Here is a 25,499-nt window from a genome sequence, read left to right as displayed (position 1 = left end):
TCAGCGAGGGGAACTACGGAAAGTAGCGCCTCGCGGACGGCGAATTGGCTCGCCGGCGCCAACAGATCGCCCGGGTCGTGGCCTGGTGGAAGGAGCGCCACTTCGACGGGCTCTGCGCTCCTGCGAAGGGTGCTCCAGGCTCGGACCGCTCCAGCCCGTCCAGCGGAGTCACCGTCGAGTGCGATTACCAGCCCGGACGTGGGCCCGTCAGCGTGTGCCGCGATCGCCTCGATGTGCGCGGTAGTGATCGCTGTGCCGCAGGGAGAGACGGCGGCGTAGACGGCCGGGAGGACGAGATTGACCGCGATGGCGTCGCAGGCACCATGCGCGTCAGGCCGTTCAGCGTCTGAAGGCGGGTGAGGTCTGGCAGGACAACGGTCTGGTGTTCTGCACGAGGGCCGGGACGGCCCTGGCCGCCGGGAACGTGCGGCGCAGCTTCCGGCTGATCACCTCGCGGGCCGGGATCGGTGAGGAGTGGACTCCTCGCGAGCTCCGCCACTCGTTCGCCTCGATCATGAGTGACAGCGGGGGGCCGCTGGAGACGATCGCCGACCTGGTCGGGCACGCCGGAACGGCCGTCACCGAGAAGGTCTACCGGCACCAGCTGAGGCCGGTCATCACCAAGGGCGCCGAGACCATGAACACGGTCTTCGGTCAGAGCAAGTCCGCGTAAGTCTGGGAGCGGTGGCTCCCCGTTTGGCTCCCGGAGGGGCCTCAAGATCGAAAAAGGCCTCGGAATGATCTCCGAGACCTAGTCTGACCTGCTACAACGGGGTGGGCGATACTGGGTTCGAACCAGTGGCCTCTTCGGTGTGAACACGATCGGATACCTCGCCAGCACAGCCTCTACAGGCTTCATCCGAGGTCAGAAGCCCTTCTTCCGCCTCCTTAGCACCTGTTCGAGGAAGATCAAGTAACTTCTGATCTCCCATAATTCACACACGCCGCCTACACGAATAGTCACTTTAGGTTACTGTCGCCACGTCAGCAGACACAACCCCCGTCGACCGAGACGCAAGGGGCACATCCGTCCACACGAGTTAGCGCACGAACCCACTGAATTGAGGACAAGTCGGCTGATTTGTCTGTATTTCTCTGCAGATACGCAGATCGCGGCTTCCTGCGGGCGCTCGCCGGTTCCGGTCAAGTCCCGGTGAATGAAACTTCCAACCTGGGTAATAGATCTACTCTGAGACCCCTGCTGACCTCGGCACCCCGCAGGAGGGACTTTCCATGGCGTTCTATGGGCGGGTTCCATGGCCGGCCGTCGGCGTGCTCATGGTGATGCCATATGACCCGGCCCTGCACGCGGTGGGTAGCAAGGCAACTGAGGGCAAGTGCCTCTGGTCGGACCATGACGCCGATGCCAGTTGGTCGGTCGTGTGGAGGGGCGAGCGTTGGGCGGTCTGCGACGCGGATCTCGCGGCCATGGCACGGGCCGAACTCGGCTCGGTGGCCCCGCCCGCTCCCGCGGCTCCGGCACGCGATCTCGATACGAGGTTTCACGATCACGTGACCGGCGAGTTGGCAAAGCTGAGGGGACGATACAACCCGACCGTCTTCCTCGGCATGGTGCAAGAACAAGGCGCGGTCGCGGCGGCGAAGCGCCTACTCGCGGACTCCCGGCCCACCTCGTACGGATTCGAGAGGCTCTGGGAGACGCAGGAGTTACAGAAGAGCGTCGAGTTCGCGGTGTGCCTTCCCTGGTTCAGGGAGCTCTTCACCGAAGCTGAGAAAGCCGAAGCCGAAAGGCGGCTTCGGCTGCATGACTTCCCGCTGCAGGAGCGGCTCGCATCTGTATCGTCCCAGCCACCCGCATGGACACGTGAGTAAGACGATCAGGAGGACTGAGGCTCGTGGCGGTGAACACGTTCGGGACCGAGATGGAGTTCCTTCGGGGGCTGCTCAACCAGGTCGAGGACGGAAGTGCCCAGTTGCCGGAGTTCCAGCGCGGCTGGGTCTGGCCGAACCAGAACATCGCGAGCCTCCTGGCATCGATCTCGCTGGGCTATCCCGTAGGGACGGTCATGATGCTGCGCACGGGCGGGGACGTGCGGTTCAAACAGCGGCCCATCGAGGGAGCGAACCCGTCAGCGGAGGTCCGGCCGGAACGGCTCATCCTGGACGGACAACAGCGGCTCACGTCCCTGTTCCAGGCGCTGCAACTCGGCGCACCCGTTCGGACGCAGGACGTTCGCAAGCGCCCGGTGTCCGGATGGTTCTACATCGACATGCGAGGAGCGCTGGACGCCAACACCGACCGGGAGGACACCATCCGCTTCCTCCCCGAAGACCGGATGTTGCGCAACTTCCGGCGTGAGGTCCTGGAGGACTACTCGAGCCCTGAACGAGAGTACGAAGCCCACCTGTTCCCCCTCGACAAAGTGTTCGCCCACGAAGACTGGTCGATGGGCTTCCAGGAGTACTGGGACTACGAACGAGAGAAGATCAAGCTTTGGAACGCGTTCCACCGAACGGTGCTCCGCACCTTCGACACCTACCAGCTCCCGGTGATCGAACTCGGTAGGGAGACTCCCCGGCAGGCCGTCTGCCAGGTGTTCGAGAAAGTGAACACCGGCGGCGTCACCCTCACCGTCTTCGAGCTTCTGACGGCGACGTTCGCGGCCGACGAGTTCGACCTGCGCAAGCACTGGCAGGAGTGCCGCAAGTCCTGGGAAGGCCGCGAGTACCGGATACTGCGCGGGGTCTCGAACACCGATTTCCTGCAGGCGGTGACGCTCCTGGCCACCGCGGCCAGGCACGAAGCCGCCCTCAAGGCCGGCGTCGAGGAGGAACGCCGTCCCAGGATCGGCTGCAAACGCGCCGACATGCTCGGGCTCACCCTGGATGAGTACCGCCGTTTCGCACCGGAGATCGTCAAGGGCTTCATGCGCGCCGCCCGGTTCCTCCACCAGCAGTATCTGTTCGACACCAAGTTCTTGCCGTACGGCACCCAGGTGATCCCGCTGGCAGCGATCCTCGCCGTCCTGGGCACGGACGCGCAGACCGCCGGCGCCCTGCGGAAACTGGCCCGCTGGTACTGGTGCGGAGTATTCGGCGAACTGTACGGCGGCACGACCGAGACGCGGTTCAGCCGCGACCTTCCCGACGTCGTCGAATGGATCCGCGGCTCCGGCCGGGAGCCGCGGACGGTCACCGAGGCGCAGTTCGTCTCCGGCCGCCTGCTGACCCTGCGGACCCGCGGCAGCGCCGCCTACAAGGGCATCTACGCCCTTCTGATGAAGGAAGGCGCACTTGACTGGCGTACCGGCCAGCCGATAACGGTCAGCGACTACTTCGACGAGGCGGTCGACATCCACCACATCTTCCCCAAGGCCTGGTGCGAAGCTGCGAACCTCGACCCGAAGACCTACAACTCGATCATCAACAAGACGCCGCTCACCGCCCGGACGAACCGCGTGATCGGCGGCCGCGCCCCATCGGAATACCTGCCCCGCCTGGCCAACAGCGCGGACGCGGACGCCACCACGATCGACCGGCACCTCTCCTCCCACCTGGCCGACCCGGATCTCCTGCGCAAGGACGATTTCGACACGTTCTTCACCCAACGCCAGCGGGCGCTCCTCGACAAGATCGCAATGGCCATGGGCAAGATGATCGACGAGACCCCCGCCTCCCCGGAGGCGGTGGACACCTTGGAAGGCGACGACGACACAGACGACCTGTAAGACAAGGCCGCAATGAGGTCTTTCCAACCTCTGTTGGCGTGATGGTGCATGAGGACCGCTTGGACGATGGTGGTCAGGCGACTTGGTGAGCAGCGGACCTTTCGCAAGATGCGCCAGTTTTGAGGGTGGCGGCGCCCTGCTCCCCGGGGGCGCGGACCTGGGCGTGGTGCCGGTTGAACAGCTTCTTGCGTTTGCCGAGTCGGCTGCGCTTTCGGTGCTTGTAGGGCGTCCCGATCGCGCCGCCCGCGCCGACGTATCCCTTGACGGCGTAGCAGGCGATCGCCCGGCTGGTGAGCGCGTCGATGATGCCGTGCGTGCGGGCGGCGGTGAGATCGTGCGTCGAGCCCGGCAGCACCGGCGACGCCCAGATCAGCCGGCCGTGCGGGTCGGTCAGGAACTGGATGTTCACCCCGTGCCGGTGGTGCTTGCCGCTGTAGTACAGCCGGTCGCCGACTCCCGATAGCCGGTCGATCGGGGCCAGGGTGCCGTCCAGGATGACCTAGGCCTTGCGTGCCGCGATTCGCATTGCCTCCCGCAGGTCCGGTGCCAGGCCGGCCAGCAGCGCGGTGACCTCGGTGACGTAGCGGTGCGCGGTCGCCAGGCCGACACCGAACGCGGCGGCCAGGCGGGCGAAGGTCTCGTTGCAGCGCAGGTGCACCAGCACCAGCAGCGCCTGGCGGCCGGGGTTCAACGCACGCCGGCGCGAGCCGATCCGGTCGCGGTGGCCGGCGATCAGCTTGGCCACGAAGGCGCGGGTAGCGGGCGACAGATCCAGCGCAGCGCGGTAGAACAACACCAGAGGCTCCTGGCAGGGCGGTTGTCTTGGTCGACTCCGCTCCTACCAGGGGCCTCGCCGCGTCACCGGCCACCTCAGCCCACCGAAACCACCTTGTGACCAGCACGATCAGACTGGAAAAGGCTCAATCATCTGGTGCGCTCACCCCTTCACACGCCCGCGCGGGCACCTTCGATCCCCGCACGTCGTAGAGCCGAACTAAAGCGGTTCGGTAAAAGATCTGCATGTTGCCCTACTTTTGTGTCACACCGCCGCTGGCGATGCACAAGATTCTTTCGCGTTCATTTCTAACGAAGCACTATGTCTCCCTCTCCTCTGCACAATCAGGGGCTAGGCTGCGGGCGGGCAGGTGAGGACTACCGCGCAGCTGCGCGCCTGTACGAGCGGGGCCTGCGAATGGACAATGAGTGCATGAGCGATGCGCAGACGCTGAAGCACCAACTCCCTTACCACTACAAGCAGGACCTCTCGGGCGTGTTGCGCCGCCTCGGCCGCCGTACACCCTTCAGCAGGAATGGGCCGGAACATGATCCGGTGACCGCCGCCCACCTCGCCGCGGGCATGCGTCTGATCGAACATCACCTGGGGCCGAGTGCCCGACGGTCATGCAGTGATCCGGACGGCCGAAATTCCATCGAGCGTCCCATGCCGAACTTCCCGTCACAGTGCGTGGTCGCCACGGAGGTCGCCAACAGTACCGAGCCGTTTCCTCAGGCTGGAAACGTCTCGACGTTGATGTCGGCCGGAAATTCTCAGTCAGATTTCATCGCCGATCTCCGGTGGCTCGACCTGCGTACGAGATATCACGAGAACCACTGCGTCGTCACCGAGTTCACTGACGTCATCGAGGGGCCAAACTTCGTTCAGGAAGTGCATCAATTGGGATACGCCGACCGGCTGACTTTTATTGGAGACCGAGGCTCCGGCTTGAACTTATCGCGGCCGCAGGAGCGAAGGCAGTTGGGAAACACATCATCGGCCCATACGCATTAATGAATCAGTCTACCTACGGCCCCACAGGGGCATTTGATGGCTGAGCCGATGGCAGAAGGGTTGGCAGATCCCGATCTCCCGGCGCTCTTCACCTCGGCTGACCGCAACTCACTGATCGGCCAGCGACGCGCTCTGAGCACTGTGCGGACCCGGCTGGCGTTGTTAGTCGTTGCGGCCGTTGCCGGAACGTTCGGGTGGCATGCCGGGCCGATGGATGTGGCGGGCTTCGTCGGCGCTGTGGCGTTGGGCGGCACCCTGGTCACGGAGGTGTATCTGCTAACCGCCCGTCCAGAACGGATGTGGTATGACGGACGCGCCGTCGCCGAGTCCGTCAAGTCGCTTGCCTGGCGCTTCGCTGTCGGCGGCAATCCCGTTGCCCATCGACGCCCTCCACTTATCGGAGTCGACACAGGCGCCCGCGACATGCTGCTGCGACGGTTCGGGTCGCTGATTCGCGAGATGGGCGACCTCCACCTGATACCCCGCACCGAAGGCATCGTGCAGATCACCGCAGCCATGCAACGTGCCCGTGAGTTACCGCTGGCCGAACGTCAGCGACTCTATTTGCGGGGCCGAGTCCTTGATCAGCAGCGATGGTATGCCGCGAAGGCGGCCTGGAACGAGCGGCAAGCGGTCAACTGGCAGGTCGCCTTGGCGACAGCCGAGGCCGCGGGACTGGCCGGTGCGGTGCTCAAGGCCGCCTCGGTGCTCAGCGTCGACACCCTAGGTATTTTCAGCGCGCTGACCGCAGCCGGTCCGGCATGGCTGCAAACCAAACAGCACCACAACCTCGCCCGGGCTTATGCCGTGGCGAGCCAGGAACTGGCGGATATCGCCGCAATGGCAGAACGGGCTTTCACCGAACGCGAGTGGGCGGAATTTGCCGCCGATGCCGAGGACGCAATATCAAGGGAGCACCGACTATGGCGGGCAACACACGCATAAGGATCACCGGAGCGCTGCTGCTCGGGGTCATCGCGATCACCATGACCATGGGGGGCATCATCTACAGGCTGCCCAGGGAAAAAGTCTCAGCTGACACGAACCATATCAGGCTGATGAAGAATCGGATCGACTTCCTGGTTGTCGTTGGGATCATCGCAAGCTTCGGAGCCCGGATGCAACGTCCTGGCCACACGATAGGCGCCCAACTCCGCGCACTGAGATCTAAATGCGTTCCGTCCTTGCAGGAGCACGTCCGCCACTTCGAGGAAGAATGGGCGAGTTTCGTCGCGGGGTCGGAGGACGCGATCTCCCGCGAGCACACGCTGTGGCGGTCGTCGCACTCATGAAGCCGTCCACAGCGCCAAGGCGTTCCTACGACGCCTTCCTGTCTTACAGCCATACGGCGGACAATGTTCTCGCCCCCGCCCTGCAACGAGGGCTGCACCGCCTGGCCAAGCCCTGGCACCGGCCCCGCGCGCTGCGCGTCTTCCGCGACACGGCCAGTCTCGCGGCCAATCCGGACCTGTGGACGACCATCGAGGGCGCCCTGAAGACCTCCCGTTACTTCATCCTGCTGGCCTCGCGAGAGTCGGCCGGGTCGCGCTGGGTAGGCCGAGAAATCTCCTTCTGGAAGACCCACCGCGGCCCCGGCACGATGCTGATCGCTCTCACCGACGGTGAGATCGTCTGGGATCACGAGCAGGCCGACTTCGACTGGAGCCGGACCACCGCCCTGCCCGACGAACTGCGCGGCTGGTTCCACGCTGAACCGCTCTGGGTGGACCTGCGCTGGGCCGCCGCCAAGCCCGCGCTCTCCCTGGATGACAAGAAGTTTCGGGAAGCGGTCGGCACACTTGCCGCCGCCGTCCACGGCGTCGCTAAGGACGAACTGGACAGCGAGGAGATCCAGCAGCACCGCCGCACCATCCGCGCGCTCGGAGCCGGTGTGATCACCTTGGCGGTACTGCTGGTGGTCGTGCTGATCACGGCGTCCTTGGCCTACGTGCAGCAGCAGGAAGCCGAAAAGCAACGGCGACAAGCCGAGGAGCAGCGGCGCCTAGCCACGGCGCGGGCATTGCAGGCGGAAGCCGAGAACGAGCGCGACACCCACCCCGTGACCTCGCTGCGGCTCAGCTTGGCCTCCTTTCGCATCAAACCAACGACCCAAGCGCGCGAGGGGCTGCTCAGCACGTTGCAGCGCACACACGTTGCGGGCGCGTCCGCAACGCGCACTGGAAAGTCAGTTCTGGCCTCCTACAGCGCCACCGGAACCCTTCTGGCCACCTCGCCCCTAGGAGGCAACACCGTCGACCTGTGGGACACCCGCGACGCCCTCCGCCCGCAGCGGCTGGCCTCGCTCTCGGGTCACCGTGAGTTCATCGACAGTCTGACCTTCAGCCGTGATGAGCATTTACTGGCGACCATCAGCCATGTCGGCATGAACCCCACCGGCGGCGTCGAGCGAGGCAGGAGCAGTCTGACGTTGTGGGACCTCACCGATCGGAGCCGGCCCCGATCGGTACTGAACTGGACGGCCCTGCATGACGTCCGATCGGCGGCCTTCAGCCCGGACGGCAAGACAATGGCCGTGGTCGCAGGCGGGGCGAACGGCACGCTGCAGTTGTGGGACGTGACCAGACCGTCCACCCCTCGGAAGCTGACCAGGCCACTTGATTCCGTCGACTCGGACACCGTGATGTTCGGCCCCGATGGCCGAACCCTCGTCACCGGCTCTGGTGTCCTCACTGCCAGCGACGATTCCCTCGATCCCAAAAGCATCACCCACGCCACCGGATGGACCGCGTGGGACGTCCGGGACACGCGCAACCCGAGAGCGGTGGCGCGCCGCCGCCTGTTCGGGTCCGCCGTGTTCAGCTCTGCAACTCCCATCCTGGCGGTGGGATATGGCAGGACGCTCATGCTGTGGGATCTGCGCCGCCCAGAACAACCCCGGCAACTTAGCCGAATCGACCAGCGAGAGCAGGTGGAATCGTCCGCGTTCAGTCCGGACGGTCGCTTCCTTGCCGTCGCCTTGTTGGACAAGACGGCCTTCCTCTTGGACGTCAATGATCCGGCCCGCCCCGGCACACCGGTCGCGCTGGGGCAAAACGACGCATTCGTCCATGCCATCGCCTTCAGCGGTGACGGCCGCACTTTCAGCCTGGCGGACGATTCCGGCGCCATCACACGGTGGCAGGTCGATACCCGGGCTCCGGCTCGTATCGCCACCCTGACCATGAAACTCGTTCGACTCACGGCATCAGCGTTCAGTCCGGACGGCCGCAGGCTAGCGATCGCGGCAGCTGGTGGCAAGGTACAGCTTTGGGACACCTCGGATCCTGACCGCCCCCACAGAAAAGCGCTGCTGACGGGGCATCTCCAGATCGCTCAAGCCGTCTCGTTCAACGGTGACGGCTCCGTGCTGGCTGTCGGCAGTGAAGCCGGCGATGGGGGCCAGGACGGAAAGATCACGTTGTGGGATACAACCGATGTGAGCAAGCCGCGCCGACTGGCGCAGATTCCCACGAAGTCAGGAGTCTCGGCGATCGCGCTCAGTCCCCGCCGGCCTACGCTCGCGGCGGTCGGATCCTTCAGCTTCAAACCGTCCTGGGCCAGCCTTTGGGACATTCGCGACCCGGAGCACCCAGTGCACACCAAGCTACTGGACCCGTACGAACCTCAGGCGCAGACGTCCACGCCCGGAGCCCCCGGAAGGCTGCCCTTCCTCGGTACCACCCCGGCAGTCTTCGCGCCGGACGGCACGACGCTGGCACTCCCCGACTCCCTGTGGGACGTCACCAACCTCTCCAGCCCGACACGACTGCCCTTACGACGGGACAAAGACTCGGCTTGGATTCTCCATGAGGGCTACTCCACCGCGGCTTTCAGCGCAGACGGACGAGACCTGGTGACCTCAGATGGAAGCGATCTGTCCGCGTGGTCGGTGAACCCCAAGGACGGCCGACGGCTCATCTCCACGGCAGAATTCTCTGACAGATTCTCGCGGATCGATCTGCATCCCGAGGGTCACCTGATCGCCACCGGAAGCCCCAACGGCCGAACGAGACTCTTGGTCCTGGGTGGCCCGACGTTGCCGACTCTCGCAGCAACGCCCACGAACGTCACGCCCGAAGTGACCGATGTCCGTTTCAGCCCCGACCGCAAGACGCTGGCCGTCACCCTGGGTTCCGGCAAGGTGGAATTGTGGAACCTGGGCGCCCTGCCGGCGATCGCTGCCGACCCGACCCGCGTGGCCTGCGGGATCATCAGGACCGGTCTGTCCCGCGAGCAGTGGCGACAGTACGCACCGGGCCTGCCCTACGAACCAACCTGTCCGTAGCGGCGACAGGGGCGACGGCCCCGAAGCCGTCTCGCCCGCTGGCCATCCCGGGGGAGCGCGGCCCCGGATTCGCCATTCCGTAGGCCGTATCACTCGTTCGCGGACGTGGCGGTGCATCTGAGTCATGCGTCGCGCGGGCTCGCGACGCAACGCACAACTTGGCCAGCGCGGTGACCGATTGTCGCAGGCCGGGCCAGCGTCGCTGGTCGGGCCGAACAGGCTGCTGGCCGGGATCCCCAAGACCGTGCTGAAGCTCGCCCTGAAAGCCGAGATGATCGAGCACCTGGGTTGTGAGCGCGGGGCGAACGCCCGGGCGAGCGGACTGGCAACCGCCGCAACGGCAGTCCGCCCAAGACGGTGTCGACCGATGTCGAGCCGGTGCGGATCGATGTGCCGCGGGCCCGGGCGGATGAGTTCAAGCCGCACATCGTGCTCAAGCGCGCGCCGTGTGGCGGGTTCAACGAGTCGATCAGCGCCCTGTATCTCGATCAAGCGCAGACAGCAGGAGCGATGCGTGCCGAGAACGCCGACTCGGAGCCGGCCACGGAGCCTCCCAGGTAATGACTCTTATCGCCTGACGGTCTTTATCATCGGATCCACCGTTCATTAGACAGCCCGTCGGAATTTATCACTGTTACCCCTTTTGTGAGAGTTATGTTATTCGCGCCTTCTTGTTCAGGTGTGCAAATATTGCGATTGAGGTTCGCCGAATTTCAGAAAGGTCATCCACTGGACTAATGTACGTGGTTTCCACGATGTATTTACCTAGGGAAGCGATTGATGCTTCCCTTGAGATGCGACCGCCAAGAAGTCGCTCCACTCGCCACGGGAAGGTGGGCACGATCATGCGCGCAGGCAACCGGATCGCTGTAGCGGCGGCAAGCACGGTAGTCGCGGGAGCAGCCCTGATGACCCCGCTAGCGCTTCCTTCGCAGGCGGCGGTCAGCAGTCAAGCGCACAGCGCGGCGGCGGCCCGTGCCGGCACGGAGTGCGTGACGTACAGCTTCGCGAAAGCGTGTTTCCAGAAATATGGAGACAAAATCTGGCTGTACAACGGGGGCGCCACGAGCGACGACATTGCGGCGGTGAGATGGAGCAACTTCCTGCGAACCCGCTCCGGATCGTGGAAGTACTACCGACAAGGCCACTACCTCAACTCCTACCCTCGGAAGTGGCTGGACGACAATCGCGACTTCTACGAAGACCAGACCGTGAACGCCTACGGGGGCAAGGGAAGCGGGATCCGCTTGTACGCCTGCGCCAGCGGAAAAGGCTGCTCGCGCTACATCTGGATCCGCAACAACCAGTAGGCGGCGGAACAGGAGCGACCGCGCCCCTCTTGATCTCCCTCCTGGTGGCCGAACAGCGTCTGGGGCCCGGCACTCCTGTCCCTGTCCGGGAGTTCGGCCGCGGAGCGGGCGGCGCGGCAGGCGCCGGCGAGGCGACGTGGGGCGGGGCGGCCTGGACTCGCGGGGGCGACACGGCCGCGTCCCGGGGGGCCGGTTCTCATGGGGCGGGCCGGGTCGTGGTCATGTCGCCTGGTCCGGGTCCACAGGGCGGGGTCTTCCAGGCGCCCGCCGACGTTGATCTGCCCCCAGCGGTGTTCGGCCGCCTCGGTCAATGCCTCGAACGCCGCCTCCATCCCCGGGTAGCGCAAATCCACGGCAGGGTCAGCGGGCGCGACGGCGTTGAGCCGATACCCGACCCGCACCGCGTCCACACGGAACTACTCCAGAGCGACCAGGCGCTCATCGTTTCAGTCCACTCCGTTGGTGGCACGGTGTGGTCGGCGGTCATGCAGGTCGGGGTCGTGCCAGGCGGCCAGCGCGCGGGCGGCGGCCGTGCGGGTGCGGAACAGGTCGTAGTCGGATCCGCGGTCGGGTCGTCGGCGTCGGGGGGACCTCGGTCTGCACGGCGGTGTCGCGGCGGGGTCGTCGGCGGTAGCGCGCCATTCGGCGCGGCGGCCGCCGTAGGGCTGGCGGTGAGGGTTCCAGCGAGTTGCCCACCCGGGACGTGCAGCCTCCACCGGCCGTCGCCGTACTCGAAGGTCTGGGGAGTCGCCAGCCAGCCGGAAGCCCGTCGGGGCACCTCGGCGTGCGGGGTGTGCTCGCGGCGGTTCCGGTCGTACTCAGCGGCCAGCGCGGTCAGCGCCTTGATCCGGGACTGGGTAGCGGTCCTTGGGGCCGGCGCAGGTGGTGACGCGACGGCCAGTGATGTGGCGGCCTGCCAGCCGCTCCCGGCTACACCTTGGTCACGCTGCCCACCCGGGTGGTGCACTGCCACCACAGCACCTCGTTATCGTCGGTGGGCACCCCTCGCCGAGTCGCGCGACCGCGTGCGCCGCTGGTTGTCGATGGTGTTGAGCAGCGCGAGGGTGGCGCGGTGGTGCTGGCGGCGCGGGTGCGGGCGGCGACAGGCTGCGTGTGGCTCGTGCGGGGTGGTCTCCGGCCAGGTGCATGGTCGCTATGTTCGGCGGCTGAGCGACTTGCCCGTCGGCGGCGGGCGCCCGGTGATGGAGTTGGAGGTTCGCCGTTTCCGCTGCGCTAATTCCGGATGCGCGGCCACCACGTTCGCCGAACAGATCACCGGGCTGACCCGGCCTTTCCCACGCCGCACCGTGCCACTGCAGCGGGCATTGGCGGCGATCGCGCTGGCCGTGGCCGGACGAGCCGGGGTGCGACTGGCCGGCCGTTTGGGGATCACCGTCGGCAGGGACACCTTGTTGCGGCTGATCAGAGCCGTCCCCGACGAACCGGCGGGGCCGGTGCGGGTGCTGGGCGTGGACGATTTCGCGGTCCGCCGCGGACACCGGTACGGCACGACCGTGATCGATCTGGAGACCCATCGGCCGGTCGACCTGGTCGAGGGCCGCGATGGTGACACCCTGGCCTGCTGGCTGGCCGCACGACCCGCCAACCCGGAGGTGATCTGCCGGGACCGGGCCGGTGGCTATGCCGATGGCGCACGACAGAAAGCACCTCGGGCGGTGCAGGTCGCTGACCGCTTCCACCTGTGGCAGAACCTCGGTCAGGCCGTCGAGAAGGACATCGCGGCCGCCCGCGGCGCGCTCGCAGCAGCGCTGGCGGCTCGCGCTCAGGCCGCCCACGACACCCGGACACCACCGGTGGTCGAACAGCGCGAGTTGAAGGTGGTGACCCGGACCCGGCAACATCACGCCGCCGTCCAGCGACTGCTGCGACAAGGGCCGAGCAAAGCCGCCATCGGTCGGGAGTCCATTGCGGCAAGCCTGCAGGCGCCCCGGCGAGCAGGATCCTCAGAGCTCCAGGTGCTGGTGGCGACCCTGGGTGGGGCCTCAGCCTGTGAAGTAGGAGCAAGCGGCCCGGCAGTCACGGCCTGCGGGAAGCGCCGCGAAGCGGTCCGGTAAACGATCTGCATGTTGCCCTACTTTGGCGTCACGCCGCCGGCGGCGAGCATAGATCCTTTCGCGTTCATTTCTACGAAGCGCTATGTGGCCGCCTCCTGTGCGCACGCGGGGATTCGGCTGCGAACGCGCAGGTGAGCACTACCGCGCAGTTGCGCGCCTGTACGGGCGGGCCCCGCGAATGGACAATGTGTGCATGGGTGATGCTCAGACGCTGAAGCACCAACTCCCTTACCCCTACAACCAGGACCTTTCGGGCGTGCTGCGCCGCCTCGACAGGCGTACGCCGTTCAGCAGGACCAGGCTGGCCAATGATCCGGTGACCGCCGCCTACCTCGCCGCGGGCATGCGTCTGATCGAACATCACCTGGGGCCAAGCGCCCAACGGTCATGTAGTGATCCGGACGACCGGAATTCCATCGAGCGTCCCATGCTGAACTTCCTGTCACAGCGCGCAGTCGCCGCGGAGGTCGCCAACAATCCCGAGCCGTTTCCTCAGGTCGGAAGCGTCTCAACGTTGAGGTCGACCTGGAAGTCCCATTCAGATTTCATCGCCGATCTCCTGCGGTTCGGCTTGTGGACGAGGTATCACGAAAACCACTGCGTCGTCACCGAGTTCGCTGACGCCATCGAGAGTATGATCGAGGGACCGGATTTCGTTCAGGCCGTGCATCAATTGGGATACGCCGATCTGCTGACTCTCATCGACAGGCCACGGTTCCGACTTGAACTCATCGCCGCTGCAGGAGCCGAGGGCGATGAAGTCATCGCTAAAGCCATGACTGAGAATTACCAGGAGCTTCTGGGGCAATGGAGAGAGGTCTTTGCTGAAATACTCACGGCCCGAGGCCTGCGGCTGCGCCTCGGTGTCGCTCTTGATGACCTCGTCGGCATTGTGGCGGCCGTCGCCGAAGGAGTCGCACTGAGGGCTCTGGCCGATCCGCATTCCGGCGTAGTCGACCATAGCCGCCGTCGCTCACTTCTCGGAACGGCATCCCTGGCGTTGATTCGAGGCTGCGTGGAACGGATCGATGACACCGACGGTCTCAGCCTGGAGCAGGCTGTCAACCAAATGTTCTATGACCTTCCGGAATCGATGCCGACCGACGGCTGATCCTGGGAGGAGGCGAGGAGCCTCGTAACCCTGACCTCAACGCGAGAAGAGAGCTCATCTATTCCCCTTTGAGGACGACGATAATGCGCTGATCAGCCGATGGCGGGGACATCTGGACACACCGACGCTAAGCGAACGAATATGATTCTAATGAACCTGTACCTACGGTTCTAGCAGGGGTATGTTGATGGCTGAGCCGATGGCAGAAGGATTGGCAGATCCCGACCTCCCTGCGCTCTTCGCTGCCGCAGACCGCAACTCACTGGTCGGCCAGCGACGCACGCTGCGCACTGTGCGGACGCGGTTGGCGCTGTTAGTCGTCGCAGCCGTTGCCGGAACATTCGGATGGCATGCCGGGCCGATGGATGTGGCGGGCTTCGTCGGCGCTGTGGCGTTGGGCGGCGCCCTGGTCACGGAGGTGTATCTGCTCACCGCCCGTCCAGAACGGTTGTGGTACGACGGACGCGCCGTCGCCGAGTCCGCCAAGTCACTGGCCTGGCGCTTCGCTGTCGGCGGCAATCCGTTGCCCGTTGACCCCCTCCACTCATCGGAGTCGATGCAGGCCGCCCGCGACACCCTGCTGCGACGCTTCAGGTCGCTTATCCGGGAGATGGGCGACGTCCACCTTGTACCCCGTTCCGAGGGCATCGTGCAGATCACCGCAGCCATGCAAGGCGCCCGTGAGTTGCCGCTGGCCGAACGTCAGCGGCTCTATTTGCGCGGCCGGGTCCTTGATCAGCAGCGCTGGTATGCCTCGAAGGCGGCGTGGAACGAGCGGCGTGCCGTCAGCTGGCAGGTCACCTTGGCGGTAGCCGAGGCTGTGGGGCTGGCCGGTGCGGTACTCAAGGCCGCCTCGGTGCTCAGCATCGACACCCTCGGCATCGTCAGCGCGCTGACTGCGGCCGGTGCGGCATGGCTGCAGACCAAACAGCACCACAACCTCGCCCGGGCTTATGCCGTGGCAAGCCAGGAACTGGCGGACATTGCCGCAATGGCAGAACGGGCTTTCACCGAGCGCGAGTGGGCGGACTTCGCCGCCGATGCCGAGGACGCAATATCAAGGGAGCACCGACTATGGCGGGCAACACACGCATAAGGATCACTGGAGCGCTGCTGCGCGGAATCGGCACGATCATCATGGCCGTGGGGAGCCTGGGCGGCATCTACGTGCTGTCCAGGGAAAATGTCTCAGCCGGCACGAACTTCATCGAGGTGGTGAAAAATCGACTCGTCTTCCTGATCGTCGTCGGGATCATCGCAGGTTTCGGAGCCTGGATGCAACATCATGGCCGAAAAATAAACGCCCAACTCCACGCACTCAGATCTGAAGATATACCGTCCTTGCAGGGGCACGTGCTCTACCTACGGTCGTTCGACGCCGATTACCAGACGAAACATAATATTTACATGGGAGGACGCGCTGAGATCGAGCGTGTGACGGAGGAAGACCTTCTCGCCCTGGCCCTCGGCAGCCAAGGGAACACGGTTGTCGCCATCGGGCGCCCGGACGAGAAGCTGCCAGAAACGGGCGCCCGACGGCTCTATGTCCCCGACGAAGCATGGCAACCGACAGTACAACGTTTGATGGCCACGGCCAGGCTCGTAGTCCTTCGGATGGGACTCTCCAGCGGACTGCTCTGGGAGTTCGAGCAGGCGGTGTCCCAACTGCCGCCACATCGGCTGCTGCTTCTCATACCAGCAGATCAGCACACCTATGAGAACTTCGCCGCGCAAGTTTCCCGCTTGTTGCCCATCCTGCCGACCTTCGCCGAGCTGCCTGCGACCGCAGGCTCCGCAAAATTCTCGGTTTATGGCGCGTACACCTTCAAACCCGACTGGACCTCGTATCTGATCAGATTCAGATTGAACCACCCTGTGAACCCTACCGCCAAGACACCGGCGCGGCGCCTGGCCAAAGATCTCGCTCCCGTACTAACCGCGTGCAACCAAGCGTCGCCAGAACGAGCGGCCCCACAAAGCCAAGACGGCAACCTACAAGAATGACCCTCGCTCTCCCACAGCAGCGAGGGGCACCCATCCGCCTACCTCGTGATCACGGTGGTTGCTGTGGCGTAGGAGCTCGTCGAGGAGGCTGACAGCGGAGGATACTCGGGCAGGAACCGGCCCTACTGGTCGAAGCGCAATGGAGCCGATCGTCAATGACGTCAACTTGACCTCGTCAAAGGTTACCAGGTCCTGGGCTGCAGGGCCTTGATGACGCGGCCAACGGAGGTGGCCGCCAGCTCTCGGTAAAGGACCTCGAGCAGGCAGCCGGCGGTGCAGTAGCGACCTTTTTGACTGCTCTGAACGGTGCGACACCGAAGCCGATAGGCGTTACTACTTACTGGTCCCGGCCAGCCCGACCGCGTAGTAGTTCTCAGCGGCGCCGATCCATTCCAGCGAGGCCAATGGCCGAGCGTCGAGTTACCTCATGTGTTCAACTGAGGCGATGAAGTCGTCGAGTTGGCGCTCGGTGATCCGTCGCAGCCTGTCGATCTTGATACTGCGTAGGCGTCCGGTCCGGAGCAGCATGTAGACCTTGTCGCGGCCGACTTGCAGGATCTCAGCGACCTGCTCCACGGTGTACACGCGCACCCGAATCCCGTCATCCGTGGAGCCACTCTCGGCAGCCGTATCGCTCAGACGTGCCCCTCCGTACTCGGAGCGGGTGATCGGCACACTCCTATCACCGGAGGCCTGTACCGGTTCCGACGAGATCGGAGCACCGCAGCGCTCACATGTATGGCATGGAAATCTGCAACGAGTGGTCACTTGAAGCACCACCCGGTGTCGCTGAGGACCTCCCCGGTTCCGTCTTCAAGGGAGGGTGCCACTTCGCGAGGGCGATGGCTGTCGAGGTGCTCGGCGGCACTGTCGCGGCGGATGCGGGGACCTTCAGGCAGGTCGATATCTAGGGCGGCGGCACGGTCACGGTTGGAGCGAAGGGCAGCAGCGTCTTCGGAGTCGTCGCCGGCGTTAGCGAACAGCAACGCCTGAAAGGCGATCTTGTCGCGGGTAGGCAGGGCCAGGGCGGCGCCGGGTTCAGCGGCAGCCCGCAGAGTGGCATGGACTGGCTGATCCGGCACGGGAAGGTCGATGCCGCCTGCCCCCTGGAACGGCCAGTACTCCGCGAGGCGGTCCGCCTGGCCGACCCGAAGGACGGCTGGGCAGCGCTGCGTGCGGTCCCCGGCGGCGACACCGTCCTGGCCGCCTGGTCCGAACGCGACCGAGCGCTGGCCCGCTACCGGGACCGGCTACGCAGCGCCGAGGACTTGAACCCCGACCTCGTCCTGGATTCGCTGCTCCACGCCCATCACATCCGGGCCGCCGGGCCGAACAAGAACGACGAACACATCTGCGTGCGGCTGGCCCGCGCCGCCGCGCTGGCATGGACAGCAAAGCGGTCGTCAGCGGCAGGACGGTGAGGTGAACGTGGCCGACCAAACTGTAGTCACGCCGGCCAGCGCCCAGGCTGGAGCAGCGCTCGCCGCCCGAATCGCTGACCACCTGGCCTCGCCGCAGGCCGTGCGCGCTACCGTCCCGGCCCACGGCTGGTGGCCTCAGTCTCTGGCCTACGGCGCGGCCGGGATCGCGTTGCTTCATATCGAGCGCGCCCGTTTGGGCGAGGGCTCCTGGCAGCGTGCTCACGATTGGCTCGCCTGCGCCGCTGCCGAACCAGCCGTTACCGGGGCGGGCAGCCACCTGTACTACGGGGCACCGGCTCTCGCCTTCGCCTTCAACGCTGCGGCTGACCGGCATGGACGTTATGCCCGAGCCCTGGAGACCCTTGATCGGCGCATCGCCGCTGTTACCCGCTCTCGACTGCACGAGGCCCACGCCCGGATGGATCGCGGCGGGCTGCCCGCGCTGACCGAGTTCGACGCCATCCGCGGGCTGACCGGCATGGGGGCTCTGCTGCTGCGGCGCACCGTCCACCATGGCGATGCTCACGCCGACCTGGTCCGGGCCATCCTGGCCTACCTGGTCCGGCTCAGCGAACCCGTGCGGCGCCGTGGGGACCTCCTTCCAGGCTGGTGGAGCGATCTGGCCCCATCGGGCAAACGGTCCTCGCAGTACCCGAGCGGGCACGCCAACAACGGCGTCGCTCACGGCATCGCCGGTCCGCTGGCTCTCCTGGCCTTGGCCTCACTACGCGGCGTCACCGTCACCGATCAACGGGAGGCGATCGAACGGATCTGCGCCTGGCTCGACCTTTGGCGGATCGAGGGACGGGACGGCCCGCGCTGGCCGTACTGGATCACCCTCAGCGAGTTGGAGTCTGGGTGTCCCGGCCCTGGTCCCGCGCGTCCCTCCTGGTGCTACGGCGTCGCAGGTTCAGCGCGCGCCCAGCAACTCGCCGCTCTGGCCACCGGCGACACCGGCCGCCAGCGCATGGCCGAAGAGGCGCTGCTACACGCCATGACGGCCCGGATTCCGCTCGCCGCGACCACCGACCTGTCACTGTGCCACGGCTTCGCCGGCCTGGCGCACATCGTCCAACTCGCCGCGGCAGATGCGATCACGCCAGGCCTGCGCGAGTGCTTGCCCCGCCTTCTAGCACCGATCGAATCCACCCCGCCAGACACCCTGATGGCCTGCGGCGCCGGACTTCTAGAAGGCGCGACCGGCGTGGCGCTGGCTCTGCTCGCCCAGGTCAACGGAGGCACCCTGTCCGGCTGGGACTCCTGCTTCCTGATCACCTGACCTCGTCCACCTGAAGGGAGACCGGCCGGATGACAGCCCAGCAGTGGCCGCAGCACGTCATCACATTCGCCGACTGGCGCAGCGCCGAGCGCATCGTGCTGGAGCATCTGCTGCCCGCGCTCGAAACCTCGCAGAGCAGGGAGCCGCACGGATGGTCGTTCGTGCGCAAGTACCCGACCTGGCGGCTACGGCATCACCCGACCACCGACCACGGCCTGCGGAGACTGGACCGGGCGCTGGACATGATGCTCTCCAACGGCTTGATCGAAGGCTGGACGCCCGGCATCTACGAGCCGGAGACCACCGCTTTCGGAGGCGCTGCGGGCACGGATGCCGCCCACGCGCTCTTCCACCACGACAGCCGTCTCGTCCTTCAGCATCTGGCCCAGTCCGGTCTCCCCCGCAGCAATCCGCCAGATCTCGGGCGGCGCGAGCTCGCCGTGCTGCTCCCGAGCGTGGCGATGCGGGCCGCGGGCCTGGACTGGTTCGAGCAGGGCGACGTCTGGGCCAAGGTCGCCGACCAACGCCCCACACCGCATGACCAGCCCGACTCCCGGCGGCTCTCGCATGCCGTGCACCGGCTCATGACCGTCGAGGCGGGCTCGTCCAGCACTCTGACGACCACGGGCAAGCTTGCGCCGCTGGCCGGCTGGGTCGCCGCCTTCGAGCACCTCGGTCGGCGGTTGGCCGATCTCAACCACCTGGGCCGACTGGAACGCGGTCTGCGAGCCGTCCTCGCCCACCACGTGATCTTCCACTGGAACCGCATGGGCCTGTCCCGCCAGGAGCAGGCCACCTTGGCCATACTAGCGAAAGAAGAAGTCATGGGAACAACCGGACAGCACCCCGTGTCCGCCTCTGGCACAGGTCAGCTGAACACTACGGTGGCCCGCGTGAGCAACGACACGATCGAGGCCGCCTCCGCCGAGCACCTACGCCATGCCCTGGTCAACCAGCTGATGGAGCACGGGTGCATCCGCACCGGCCGCGTCGAAGACGCGATGCGCGCGGTCCCCCGCCACATGTTCGTGCCGCAAGCTCCCCTGGAGAAGGCGTACGCGAACGCCACGGTAGATATCAAGCTCGACGCCGGCGGCGCGTCGATCAGCTGCGCCTCCCAGCCCGACATCGTCGCCATGATGCTGGAACAGCTCCAGGTCGAACCGAGCCACAAGATCCTGGAGCTGGGGGCCGGGACGGGCTACAACGCCGGTCTGCTCGCCTACCTGGCCGGCCCGACCGGCCACGTCACCACAATCGATGTGGATGACGACATCGTCGAGGGCGCCCGCACCTCACTGGCCGCCGCCGGCATCGACAGCGTCACCGTCATCCTCGGCGACGGCGCTCTCGGCCACGCCGACAACGCGCCCTACGACCGTGTCATCGCCACGGTCGGCGCACACGCAGTCCCCCACGCCTGGCTCGACCAGCTCGCCCCGGGCGGACGGCTCCTCACACCGCTGCGACTGCGGGGCACCGTCGCCCGCTCCATCGCCTTCGAACAGCAGGACGGCGCCTGGCGCAGCGTCAGCAGCGAAATGAACACCTTCATGCCGCTTCGCCAAGGCATCGCCGACGATCCGCGGCGCCTGGTTCCCGTGACCTCCGACGGCACGGTCACCCTCGTGACCAGCGGCGGCCAGGAGGTCGATGCCGAAGCGCTGGGCGATGTCCTGCACCAGCCCGCCTCACAGGTCTGGACCGGCGTCACGTTCCGCGGCCAAGAGTCGGCCGAGTGGCTGGAGCTGTGGCTGGCCTGCACGATGCGCAACGGTCTGAACCGCATGCCCGCCAAGCCTCACGCCATCGAAAGCGGCCTGCTCACCGCCCCCTACCCCAGCTCGACAGCCTGCTTCGACCAGGCGGCACTCACCTACCTGACCCGCCGCAAGGCCGCCCGCCCCGACCCGGACGGCGCCAGCCTGTACGAGTTCGGCGTCATCGGCCACGGCCCCGGCAGGGACGCCCTGGCCGAGCAGGTAGCAGAGGCCGTCCGCACCTGGGACCACGAGTACCGCGGACGCGAGGTCACCTTCGAGATCCAGCCGCTCGACAGCCCGCCTCCCGCCCAGCGCCCCGGCCGTTTCACCTTCTCCAACGCCCTCAACCGAATCCTCATCGAATGGCGATGAAATGGATGTCGGCCCGATAGCCCAGCGCTTCCCACTGGTCGCCCGCCCCCGCCCCTCCTGCCCACCCCTCGCCGAGCGGGTCGAGCAACTCCACGAAATGGCCCTCACCGCTCACACGAAAAACGACCAAGCGTCGGCCGCTGCCGTACAGAACATGGCCGCCCTGATCGCCAGCGACTGCGGCCTGCACGACCTGGCACGGACTCTGTGTTGGCAGCACTTCGACACCTACCTCAGCCACTGGCCCCTCGATGCACCAACAGCCCGGCATGCCCTGGAACCCCTGGTCAACCTCGCCCGCCTGCTGATTCGCGCCCGCGACGCAGACGGGGCCCACCAGCTACTCGACGCCCTCTTCCACGCGGTCAGCGCCCACGGCGACGCCGAGATGGACGGCCGCTCCGTATCCTTCCGCCACCTCACCAACACAGAAGAGGACCACCGCACGCTGTGCCAATGGCTGTGGACGGTCCTGCTCGCCGACGGCACCCGCGCCCTGACCAGCGCCGGCCGGTGGCAAGAGGCCCTCGCTTACATACAGCAACACAAAGGCATCGGCCGCCGACTGCTGGACGGGCGACAGATCGCCGTCCTCACCCAACTACACGCCGGCAATCCCATCACCGCGTTGAAGACAATCAGCCAAAGCGACACCGCCGAGCCATGGGAACGCGCCGTGGCCGCCTGCCTCACCGCCCTCTGCACAGCCCGCACCGACCAGTCGGCGAACGCGGCGGTCACCACCATGATCGACCACTACCTCAGCCTTCCTCCCAGCCCCGACGTCGTCCTGTTCCAAGTCCGCCTGGGCCTGACCGTCACAGACATCGCAGGCATCACCGGCCAACACCACGAAGGCGAACGAGCCACGGCCCGGCTCATCGAACAAGCCCTGACCTCCGAAGACGGATATGCCGCCCACGAGGCCGTCAACAACCCGAGCAGCCGTACGCGCCTGACCGTCGGGCATGAGCGCGCTCTGTTCGCAGTCGTACGATCAGCCGGGCTCGACCACAAAGCTATCCCTCAACGCCTCATCACCGACCTCATCAACGCTGCCGAAGCAGCCCAGGCAGTCACCACGCGCTAACAGAACGCCCCGGACCATGCCGCGCATGGGTGAAGTGATCGGCCGCGTGGACAGCGAACACTCCGACGCCGCAGGGAGAGGCCCAGATGCCGTGGCGATCGCTGACGACGATCGTCTCCGGGGAGAGTTGGGCCGCTCACTCACCGTCGCCGAGCTTGGCCAGCCCTCTGAGAACCTGGAGCGGCCCCACAACGATCGCCCATCAGATCCGGCCTGCGGGGACTTTGCCGCAGTGCAAACGGTCGCGGACGCTGGCTGCATGGATCGTCGTAGCTTCCTGACGCTGGTGGGCACCTCGATCACCTCGCCGACGCACGAATGGCTCATTCCCCACCCCACACAAGCTCGCCCAGGAAACAGGAACCGCCGTTCATGCGCCGGTCGTCGACGGCTTAGGACACCATCACCGCCCGGTTCCGTCACATGGACGACCAGCTCGGCGGAGGCTTACTACTGCAGTTCGTTTACGAACATCTGCGATCATCTCCGCCCGCACCGATTGCTCCGGGTCCAGGGCCCCGCGAAGGCGGGTGCCGATGTGCTGGGCGAGCGGGGCGTCCGGGACCAGCGTGATACCGAACCGGTCGAGCCCGGCGGCGCCGACCGCGACCGATGACCAGAACCTGCCACGCGTTCGGTCCGAGTTGAACTGGCCGCACTCTACTGCCGATGACCGGTGCTTCGAGGTGTGATGTCATCTGACCCCCCGAACACGCCCGGTCGGTGCCACGGTTGCATGATGGGACGGCTACCGCTTCAGCGAAACATGTCCTCTAGGCGTTCGGCGAACTGGATAGCATCATCCCAGCCCTGGCGGACGAACGTCTCAAGCAACGTTCTTACCGCGGTCATACACTTTGGACTGCCGACGATCAACTCGCGATGATCAGCGAGGTAGCGTTGTATAAGTTGAAGCACTGCGCTAAGACCCAACGGCTCTCGCGAATAGTGGACGTCACCTCTAGCCGCTCTGACAGCTATGAGGAGCGCCCGCTCGGGTGCATAGATGCTGATGTGATCTAGTGTTTGAATAATATGATGAGTAACGCTTGGATGGCGCACAACACTGTAGCCATCCAGCAACGGGAAAGCGTGTTCGGCAAACACTTTCTGCATCAGGTTGGCCTCTTGCCCTTGAGGCTCATCGCTTTTACTTGCCCCGCTCGCGTAATAGATGTTCTCAACGACGCTATTGCCTACCTTCGTTGCTTTGTTCGCTCGTTCCACGTCCAGGGTAACTGCCGCATTCTCCTCAGCCCACGCCTCTCCAACTGCCGCGAGGGGGAACTCAAGCAAAGCAAAAGTCCGCTGTTGCGATACCAAGGAGCTCATATCCTCTGGATTTAGGAAGCGCCGCAGCCAAGCCGGAAGTCGCTCCGCTCGACGAGGATTCTCCAATGGGCTAGATAGCCATGACTGTACAGTGTCGTGGGCGTAAGAGGTCCCATATTCAGCGGCCATAATGACGAGCAATTCCACGATCACTTCAGCACGGTCGTCGTCGCCGAGCTTTGTGTCACCGTTCGAGTCCGCCGCGATGATTGCCCATTGGGGCTTGGTGGCTATGCGCCGAAGAATCTCATCGACCTCGTGGGGGTAGGCGTCACGGTACCTGCTGAGCAGTACCCCCAGCATCGCCTGCACCTGCGAGTCCGTTTCAGAGTTCAGCCGCACTTCGAGGCACTCAAGGGCCGCCTCTTCCTCAAAAAGAAATGGGATTGCTTCCGCGCTGAGCATTCGGTAGAGCGCATTGGGCGAGCTGAGGAAAGGGATGATGGCTGCCGATAGTTCGTCGTGAAGTTCAGCTAGCCATTCGGTCCTGCTCGCGAGAGTAGTGACGCCCGACACAGCCTCCGAAGTAGTCGTGGCGCCCCAAGCGCGCCACCCAGATTCGACCTCGTCCTCCTGGGGAGGGTTCGTCGCCGAGGGCAGCGCCGCCTGGAGAACAGCCAGGACGTCACGCCCTAGGGGCTGCCTGGGCAGAACGAGCACACTATGCGTAAGTTGCCGCGCTCCTCGAACCAGCAGAGAACGATCTTCTTCTGCGTTTGCCTCAGATGCGTGAGCCAAGAGCTGTTGCAGCAGGGCCGACCAACTTTCGGCTAGCTCCTCATATCCCGCCCGACGGCTAGCCGGGTCCTGAGCTCCTGTTTTCTGGAGTGCCTCAGCAACATCGGCGGGAGGGCCCCCTGCGCCATCGTCGTCATCCCGTGGTTCTCCTGCCGGCCAAGGCAGTGAGTCGTCTACAAGCTCACAATCTGCGTGGCCACAAGAAAGCCTCCGGTCATCTCGATCGCTATTGGCCAGCTCCTCTAGATGCCGGAGCGCTTCCGGTTCGCTGACCTTCCTAGGGTCGAGTGCGCCTAGAAGCGCATCGCGTTGGTCGCGCTGCCACTCCTGCTTGCGGGTGTCGTCAATTTCGTCGGCTTCTAGGCTCGTAGCGCTGAGAATTGCTGCCTCGATCCGACGGTGAATCGCAACGTCGAGTTCTGACGATAGGCGAGCGGCTACGAGCCCCGCTGCCCCTCGGGTCTGGCCTCGTTCGAAGATGCCGGTCTCCAGTGCTGGAACCAGCAGGTGCGCGAGAGCCGGCGACTCGGCGTTAGCCGCCTTCATTAGAAGACGCTGCCAGACCTCGCCATGCGACAACGTGGAGATCAAGAGTTCGACGACCTGGCGAAGCTCCTGCTGGTCGGCACTGCTGTTTTTAGCAGCGTTAGTCAGGCCTGAACTCACGTGCTCAGCCCTAGTCTGAAGCAGAACGATGACGGCATCGACAGCTGTCCCCAGCTCGGCGTGCCCTCCTGCGTACTTTAGGGTATCGCCGTGGCGAATGCGTGGCCTCCAGCCCGTATCAGTACTGCGGTCGTATTGGAACATCCGTGGCACTTCCACAATCCGTATAAGCATCCGCACCGCAGCCTCAAGGTCGGCAGATGCAACTTCGGGAAGTTCCTTACAAACACTCCATCGAAGATGATTCAGGTCTTGCCGCAGATTGCTGGTTAGTCCGAGAATCTGACTTTCTGTAATTCTGGTAACCTGCTCCCGGTCTTCCTCGTACTCCCAGGGGGCCGCAGCGATCTCAACAGCGAGTGCCGCATTCCTCTTGGCGATACTTGGCAGGCACTCGATGAGCACTCTGGCTATCTCGAAACCCCATGCTCGCAGCAATTCATGTGAGATTGTCATGCGTGCGATGCGCTCGCAAGCAGTTCCTGCCCTCAACCGGTGGAAGCAATTCCGCTGGTCAGTAGCTCGGCGAACACTTCCTTGGGCTTCTTGAATCCGAAGATAGCGCGGGGTCGGTT

21 protein-coding genes and 2 pseudogenes are annotated in these 25,499 nt (G+C 65.3%); 18 read left to right on the top strand and 5 right to left on the bottom strand.

Translation table 11 applies throughout. The features are described 5' to 3' along the window. A partial coding sequence (locus tag AB0C21_RS42815; protein WP_500212218.1) for a toprim domain-containing protein occupies positions 1–308 on the bottom strand: 308 nt, incomplete at its 3' end. A 38-nt stretch (positions 309–346) separates the two neighbouring features. Here AB0C21_RS42815 and AB0C21_RS42810 point away from each other — a divergent pair. The 3 genes from AB0C21_RS42810 (at position 347) to AB0C21_RS42800 (ending at position 3,689) form a co-directional block, all read left to right on the top strand. After that, positions 347–673 carry a site-specific integrase gene (locus tag AB0C21_RS42810; RefSeq protein ID WP_500212217.1) on the top strand — a complete coding sequence of 109 codons (327 nt, stop codon included), beginning with the start codon at positions 347–349 and terminating at the stop codon, positions 671–673. 560 nt (positions 674–1,233) lie between these two features. Continuing rightward, the gene (locus AB0C21_RS42805; RefSeq protein ID WP_500212216.1) at positions 1,234–1,833 is read left to right on the top strand and encodes a hypothetical protein; all 600 of its coding nucleotides are present in this window, start codon (positions 1,234–1,236) and stop codon (positions 1,831–1,833) included. A gap of 29 nt (positions 1,834–1,862) precedes the next feature. After that, entirely contained in the window at positions 1,863–3,689 is a 1,827-nt protein-coding gene (locus AB0C21_RS42800; RefSeq protein WP_500212214.1) for a GmrSD restriction endonuclease domain-containing protein, read from the top strand. 32 nt (positions 3,690–3,721) lie between these two features. Here AB0C21_RS42800 and AB0C21_RS42795 read toward each other — a convergent pair. Next, positions 3,722–4,485, bottom strand: a pseudogene (locus AB0C21_RS42795) (transposase family protein); the annotation flags it as partial. Positions 4,486–4,896: 411 nt separating this feature from the next. Between AB0C21_RS42795 and AB0C21_RS42790 the strand changes: the two are divergent. The 10 genes and pseudogenes from AB0C21_RS42790 (at position 4,897) to AB0C21_RS42745 (ending at position 16,263) form a co-directional block, all read left to right on the top strand. Continuing rightward, a complete protein-coding gene (locus AB0C21_RS42790; RefSeq protein ID WP_500212213.1) occupies positions 4,897–5,478 on the top strand; it encodes a hypothetical protein in 582 nt (193 codons plus the stop codon). Positions 5,479–5,514: 36 nt separating this feature from the next. Next, positions 5,515–6,423 (top strand): DUF4231 domain-containing protein, encoded by a 909-nt coding sequence (locus AB0C21_RS42785; protein WP_500212212.1) that lies wholly within the window; start codon positions 5,515–5,517, stop codon positions 6,421–6,423. Then, complete coding sequence (locus AB0C21_RS42780) at positions 6,402–6,770, top strand: hypothetical protein (RefSeq protein ID WP_500212211.1); 369 nt, start codon at positions 6,402–6,404, stop codon at positions 6,768–6,770. Before AB0C21_RS42785 ends, AB0C21_RS42780 begins: the two co-directional genes overlap by 22 nt. After that, positions 6,749–9,763: a hypothetical protein gene (locus AB0C21_RS42775; protein WP_500212209.1), complete on the top strand. Its 3,015-nt coding sequence runs from the start codon at positions 6,749–6,751 to the stop codon at positions 9,761–9,763. Before AB0C21_RS42780 ends, AB0C21_RS42775 begins: the two co-directional genes overlap by 22 nt. A gap of 309 nt (positions 9,764–10,072) precedes the next feature. Beyond that, positions 10,073–10,324: pseudogene (locus AB0C21_RS42770) on the top strand (transposase); the annotation flags it as partial. A gap of 284 nt (positions 10,325–10,608) precedes the next feature. After that, the gene (locus tag AB0C21_RS42765; protein WP_500212208.1) at positions 10,609–11,073 is read left to right on the top strand and encodes a hypothetical protein; all 465 of its coding nucleotides are present in this window, start codon (positions 10,609–10,611) and stop codon (positions 11,071–11,073) included. 221 nt (positions 11,074–11,294) lie between these two features. Continuing rightward, the gene (locus AB0C21_RS42760; protein WP_500212207.1) at positions 11,295–13,148 is read left to right on the top strand and encodes an ISL3 family transposase; all 1,854 of its coding nucleotides are present in this window, start codon (positions 11,295–11,297) and stop codon (positions 13,146–13,148) included. A 193-nt stretch (positions 13,149–13,341) separates the two neighbouring features. Further along, entirely contained in the window at positions 13,342–14,259 is a 918-nt protein-coding gene (locus tag AB0C21_RS42755; RefSeq protein ID WP_500212206.1) for a hypothetical protein, read from the top strand. Between the two features lie 187 nt (positions 14,260–14,446). Then, positions 14,447–15,355: a DUF4231 domain-containing protein gene (locus AB0C21_RS42750; protein ID WP_500212204.1), complete on the top strand. Its 909-nt coding sequence runs from the start codon at positions 14,447–14,449 to the stop codon at positions 15,353–15,355. Beyond that, positions 15,334–16,263 (top strand): hypothetical protein, encoded by a 930-nt coding sequence (locus tag AB0C21_RS42745; RefSeq protein WP_500212203.1) that lies wholly within the window; start codon positions 15,334–15,336, stop codon positions 16,261–16,263. The genes AB0C21_RS42750 and AB0C21_RS42745 overlap by 22 nt, the downstream gene beginning before the upstream one ends. 420 nt (positions 16,264–16,683) lie before the next feature. Here AB0C21_RS42745 and AB0C21_RS42740 read toward each other — a convergent pair whose 3' ends face one another. Further along, on the bottom strand, positions 16,684–16,938 hold the full coding sequence (locus AB0C21_RS42740) for a helix-turn-helix domain-containing protein (protein WP_500212202.1): 255 nt from the start codon (positions 16,936–16,938) through the stop codon (positions 16,684–16,686). Positions 16,939–17,027: 89 nt separating this feature from the next. Next, complete coding sequence (locus tag AB0C21_RS42735; protein ID WP_500212201.1) at positions 17,028–17,345, bottom strand: hypothetical protein; 318 nt, start codon at positions 17,343–17,345, stop codon at positions 17,028–17,030. Between AB0C21_RS42735 and AB0C21_RS42730 the strand changes: the two genes are divergently transcribed. From AB0C21_RS42730 to AB0C21_RS42710, 5 genes are all read left to right on the top strand, one after another. Then, positions 17,325–17,684, top strand: a complete 360-nt coding sequence (locus AB0C21_RS42730) for a thiopeptide-type bacteriocin biosynthesis protein (RefSeq protein WP_500212199.1) — start codon at positions 17,325–17,327, stop codon at positions 17,682–17,684. The two genes, AB0C21_RS42735 and AB0C21_RS42730, sit on opposite strands and share 21 nt — an antisense overlap. A 1-nt stretch (position 17,685) precedes the next feature. Further along, positions 17,686–18,963 carry a lanthionine synthetase C family protein gene (locus tag AB0C21_RS42725; RefSeq protein WP_500212197.1) on the top strand — a complete coding sequence of 426 codons (1,278 nt, stop codon included), beginning with the start codon at positions 17,686–17,688 and terminating at the stop codon, positions 18,961–18,963. A 29-nt stretch (positions 18,964–18,992) separates the two neighbouring features. Further along, on the top strand, positions 18,993–21,098 hold the full coding sequence (gene fxlM, locus AB0C21_RS42720; protein WP_500212195.1) for a methyltransferase, FxLD system: 2,106 nt from the start codon (positions 18,993–18,995) through the stop codon (positions 21,096–21,098). Positions 21,099–21,252: 154 nt separating this feature from the next. Further along, positions 21,253–22,188: a hypothetical protein gene (locus tag AB0C21_RS42715; RefSeq protein ID WP_500212193.1), complete on the top strand. Its 936-nt coding sequence runs from the start codon at positions 21,253–21,255 to the stop codon at positions 22,186–22,188. A gap of 25 nt (positions 22,189–22,213) precedes the next feature. Continuing rightward, on the top strand, positions 22,214–22,804 hold the full coding sequence (locus tag AB0C21_RS42710) for a hypothetical protein (protein ID WP_500212191.1): 591 nt from the start codon (positions 22,214–22,216) through the stop codon (positions 22,802–22,804). Positions 22,805–22,944: 140 nt separating this feature from the next. Here the strand turns inward: AB0C21_RS42710 and AB0C21_RS42705 are convergent, their stop codons facing one another. Beyond that, positions 22,945–25,380, bottom strand: coding sequence for a hypothetical protein (locus tag AB0C21_RS42705; protein WP_500212190.1), 2,436 nt, complete (start codon positions 25,378–25,380; stop codon positions 22,945–22,947). Positions 25,381–25,499 lie beyond the last annotated feature (119 nt).

Source organism: Spirillospora sp. NPDC049024 (genome assembly GCF_040649235.1).
Lineage (GTDB): Bacteria > Actinomycetota > Actinomycetes > Streptosporangiales > Streptosporangiaceae > Spirillospora.
This window is presented reverse-complemented; position numbering and strand designations above follow the sequence as displayed.

Excerpts from the sequence above, each read along its gene's own strand:
- AB0C21_RS42785 (WP_500212212.1), top strand. The coding sequence starts at position 5,515 with ATGGCTGAGCCGATGGCAGAAGGGTTGGCAGATCCCGATCTCCCGGCG.
- AB0C21_RS42755 (WP_500212206.1), top strand. The coding sequence starts at position 13,342 with ATGGGTGATGCTCAGACGCTGAAGCACCAACTCCCTTACCCCTACAAC.
- AB0C21_RS42745 (WP_500212203.1), top strand. The coding sequence starts at position 15,334 with ATGGCGGGCAACACACGCATAAGGATCACTGGAGCGCTGCTGCGCGGA.
- AB0C21_RS42805 (WP_500212216.1), top strand. The coding sequence starts at position 1,234 with ATGGCGTTCTATGGGCGGGTTCCATGGCCGGCCGTCGGCGTGCTCATG.
- AB0C21_RS42715 (WP_500212193.1), top strand. The coding sequence starts at position 21,253 with ATGGCCGCCCTGATCGCCAGCGACTGCGGCCTGCACGACCTGGCACGG.
- AB0C21_RS42730 (WP_500212199.1), top strand. The coding sequence starts at position 17,325 with ATGGACTGGCTGATCCGGCACGGGAAGGTCGATGCCGCCTGCCCCCTG.
- AB0C21_RS42765 (WP_500212208.1), top strand. The coding sequence starts at position 10,609 with ATGCGCGCAGGCAACCGGATCGCTGTAGCGGCGGCAAGCACGGTAGTC.
- AB0C21_RS42790 (WP_500212213.1), top strand. The coding sequence starts at position 4,897 with ATGAGCGATGCGCAGACGCTGAAGCACCAACTCCCTTACCACTACAAG.
- AB0C21_RS42710 (WP_500212191.1), top strand. The coding sequence starts at position 22,214 with ATGGGTGAAGTGATCGGCCGCGTGGACAGCGAACACTCCGACGCCGCA.
- fxlM (WP_500212195.1), top strand. The coding sequence starts at position 18,993 with ATGACAGCCCAGCAGTGGCCGCAGCACGTCATCACATTCGCCGACTGG.
- AB0C21_RS42780 (WP_500212211.1), top strand. The coding sequence starts at position 6,402 with ATGGCGGGCAACACACGCATAAGGATCACCGGAGCGCTGCTGCTCGGG.
- AB0C21_RS42760 (WP_500212207.1), top strand. The coding sequence starts at position 11,295 with ATGTCGCCTGGTCCGGGTCCACAGGGCGGGGTCTTCCAGGCGCCCGCC.
- AB0C21_RS42705 (WP_500212190.1), bottom strand. The coding sequence starts at position 25,380 with ATGACAATCTCACATGAATTGCTGCGAGCATGGGGTTTCGAGATAGCC.
- AB0C21_RS42750 (WP_500212204.1), top strand. The coding sequence starts at position 14,447 with ATGGCTGAGCCGATGGCAGAAGGATTGGCAGATCCCGACCTCCCTGCG.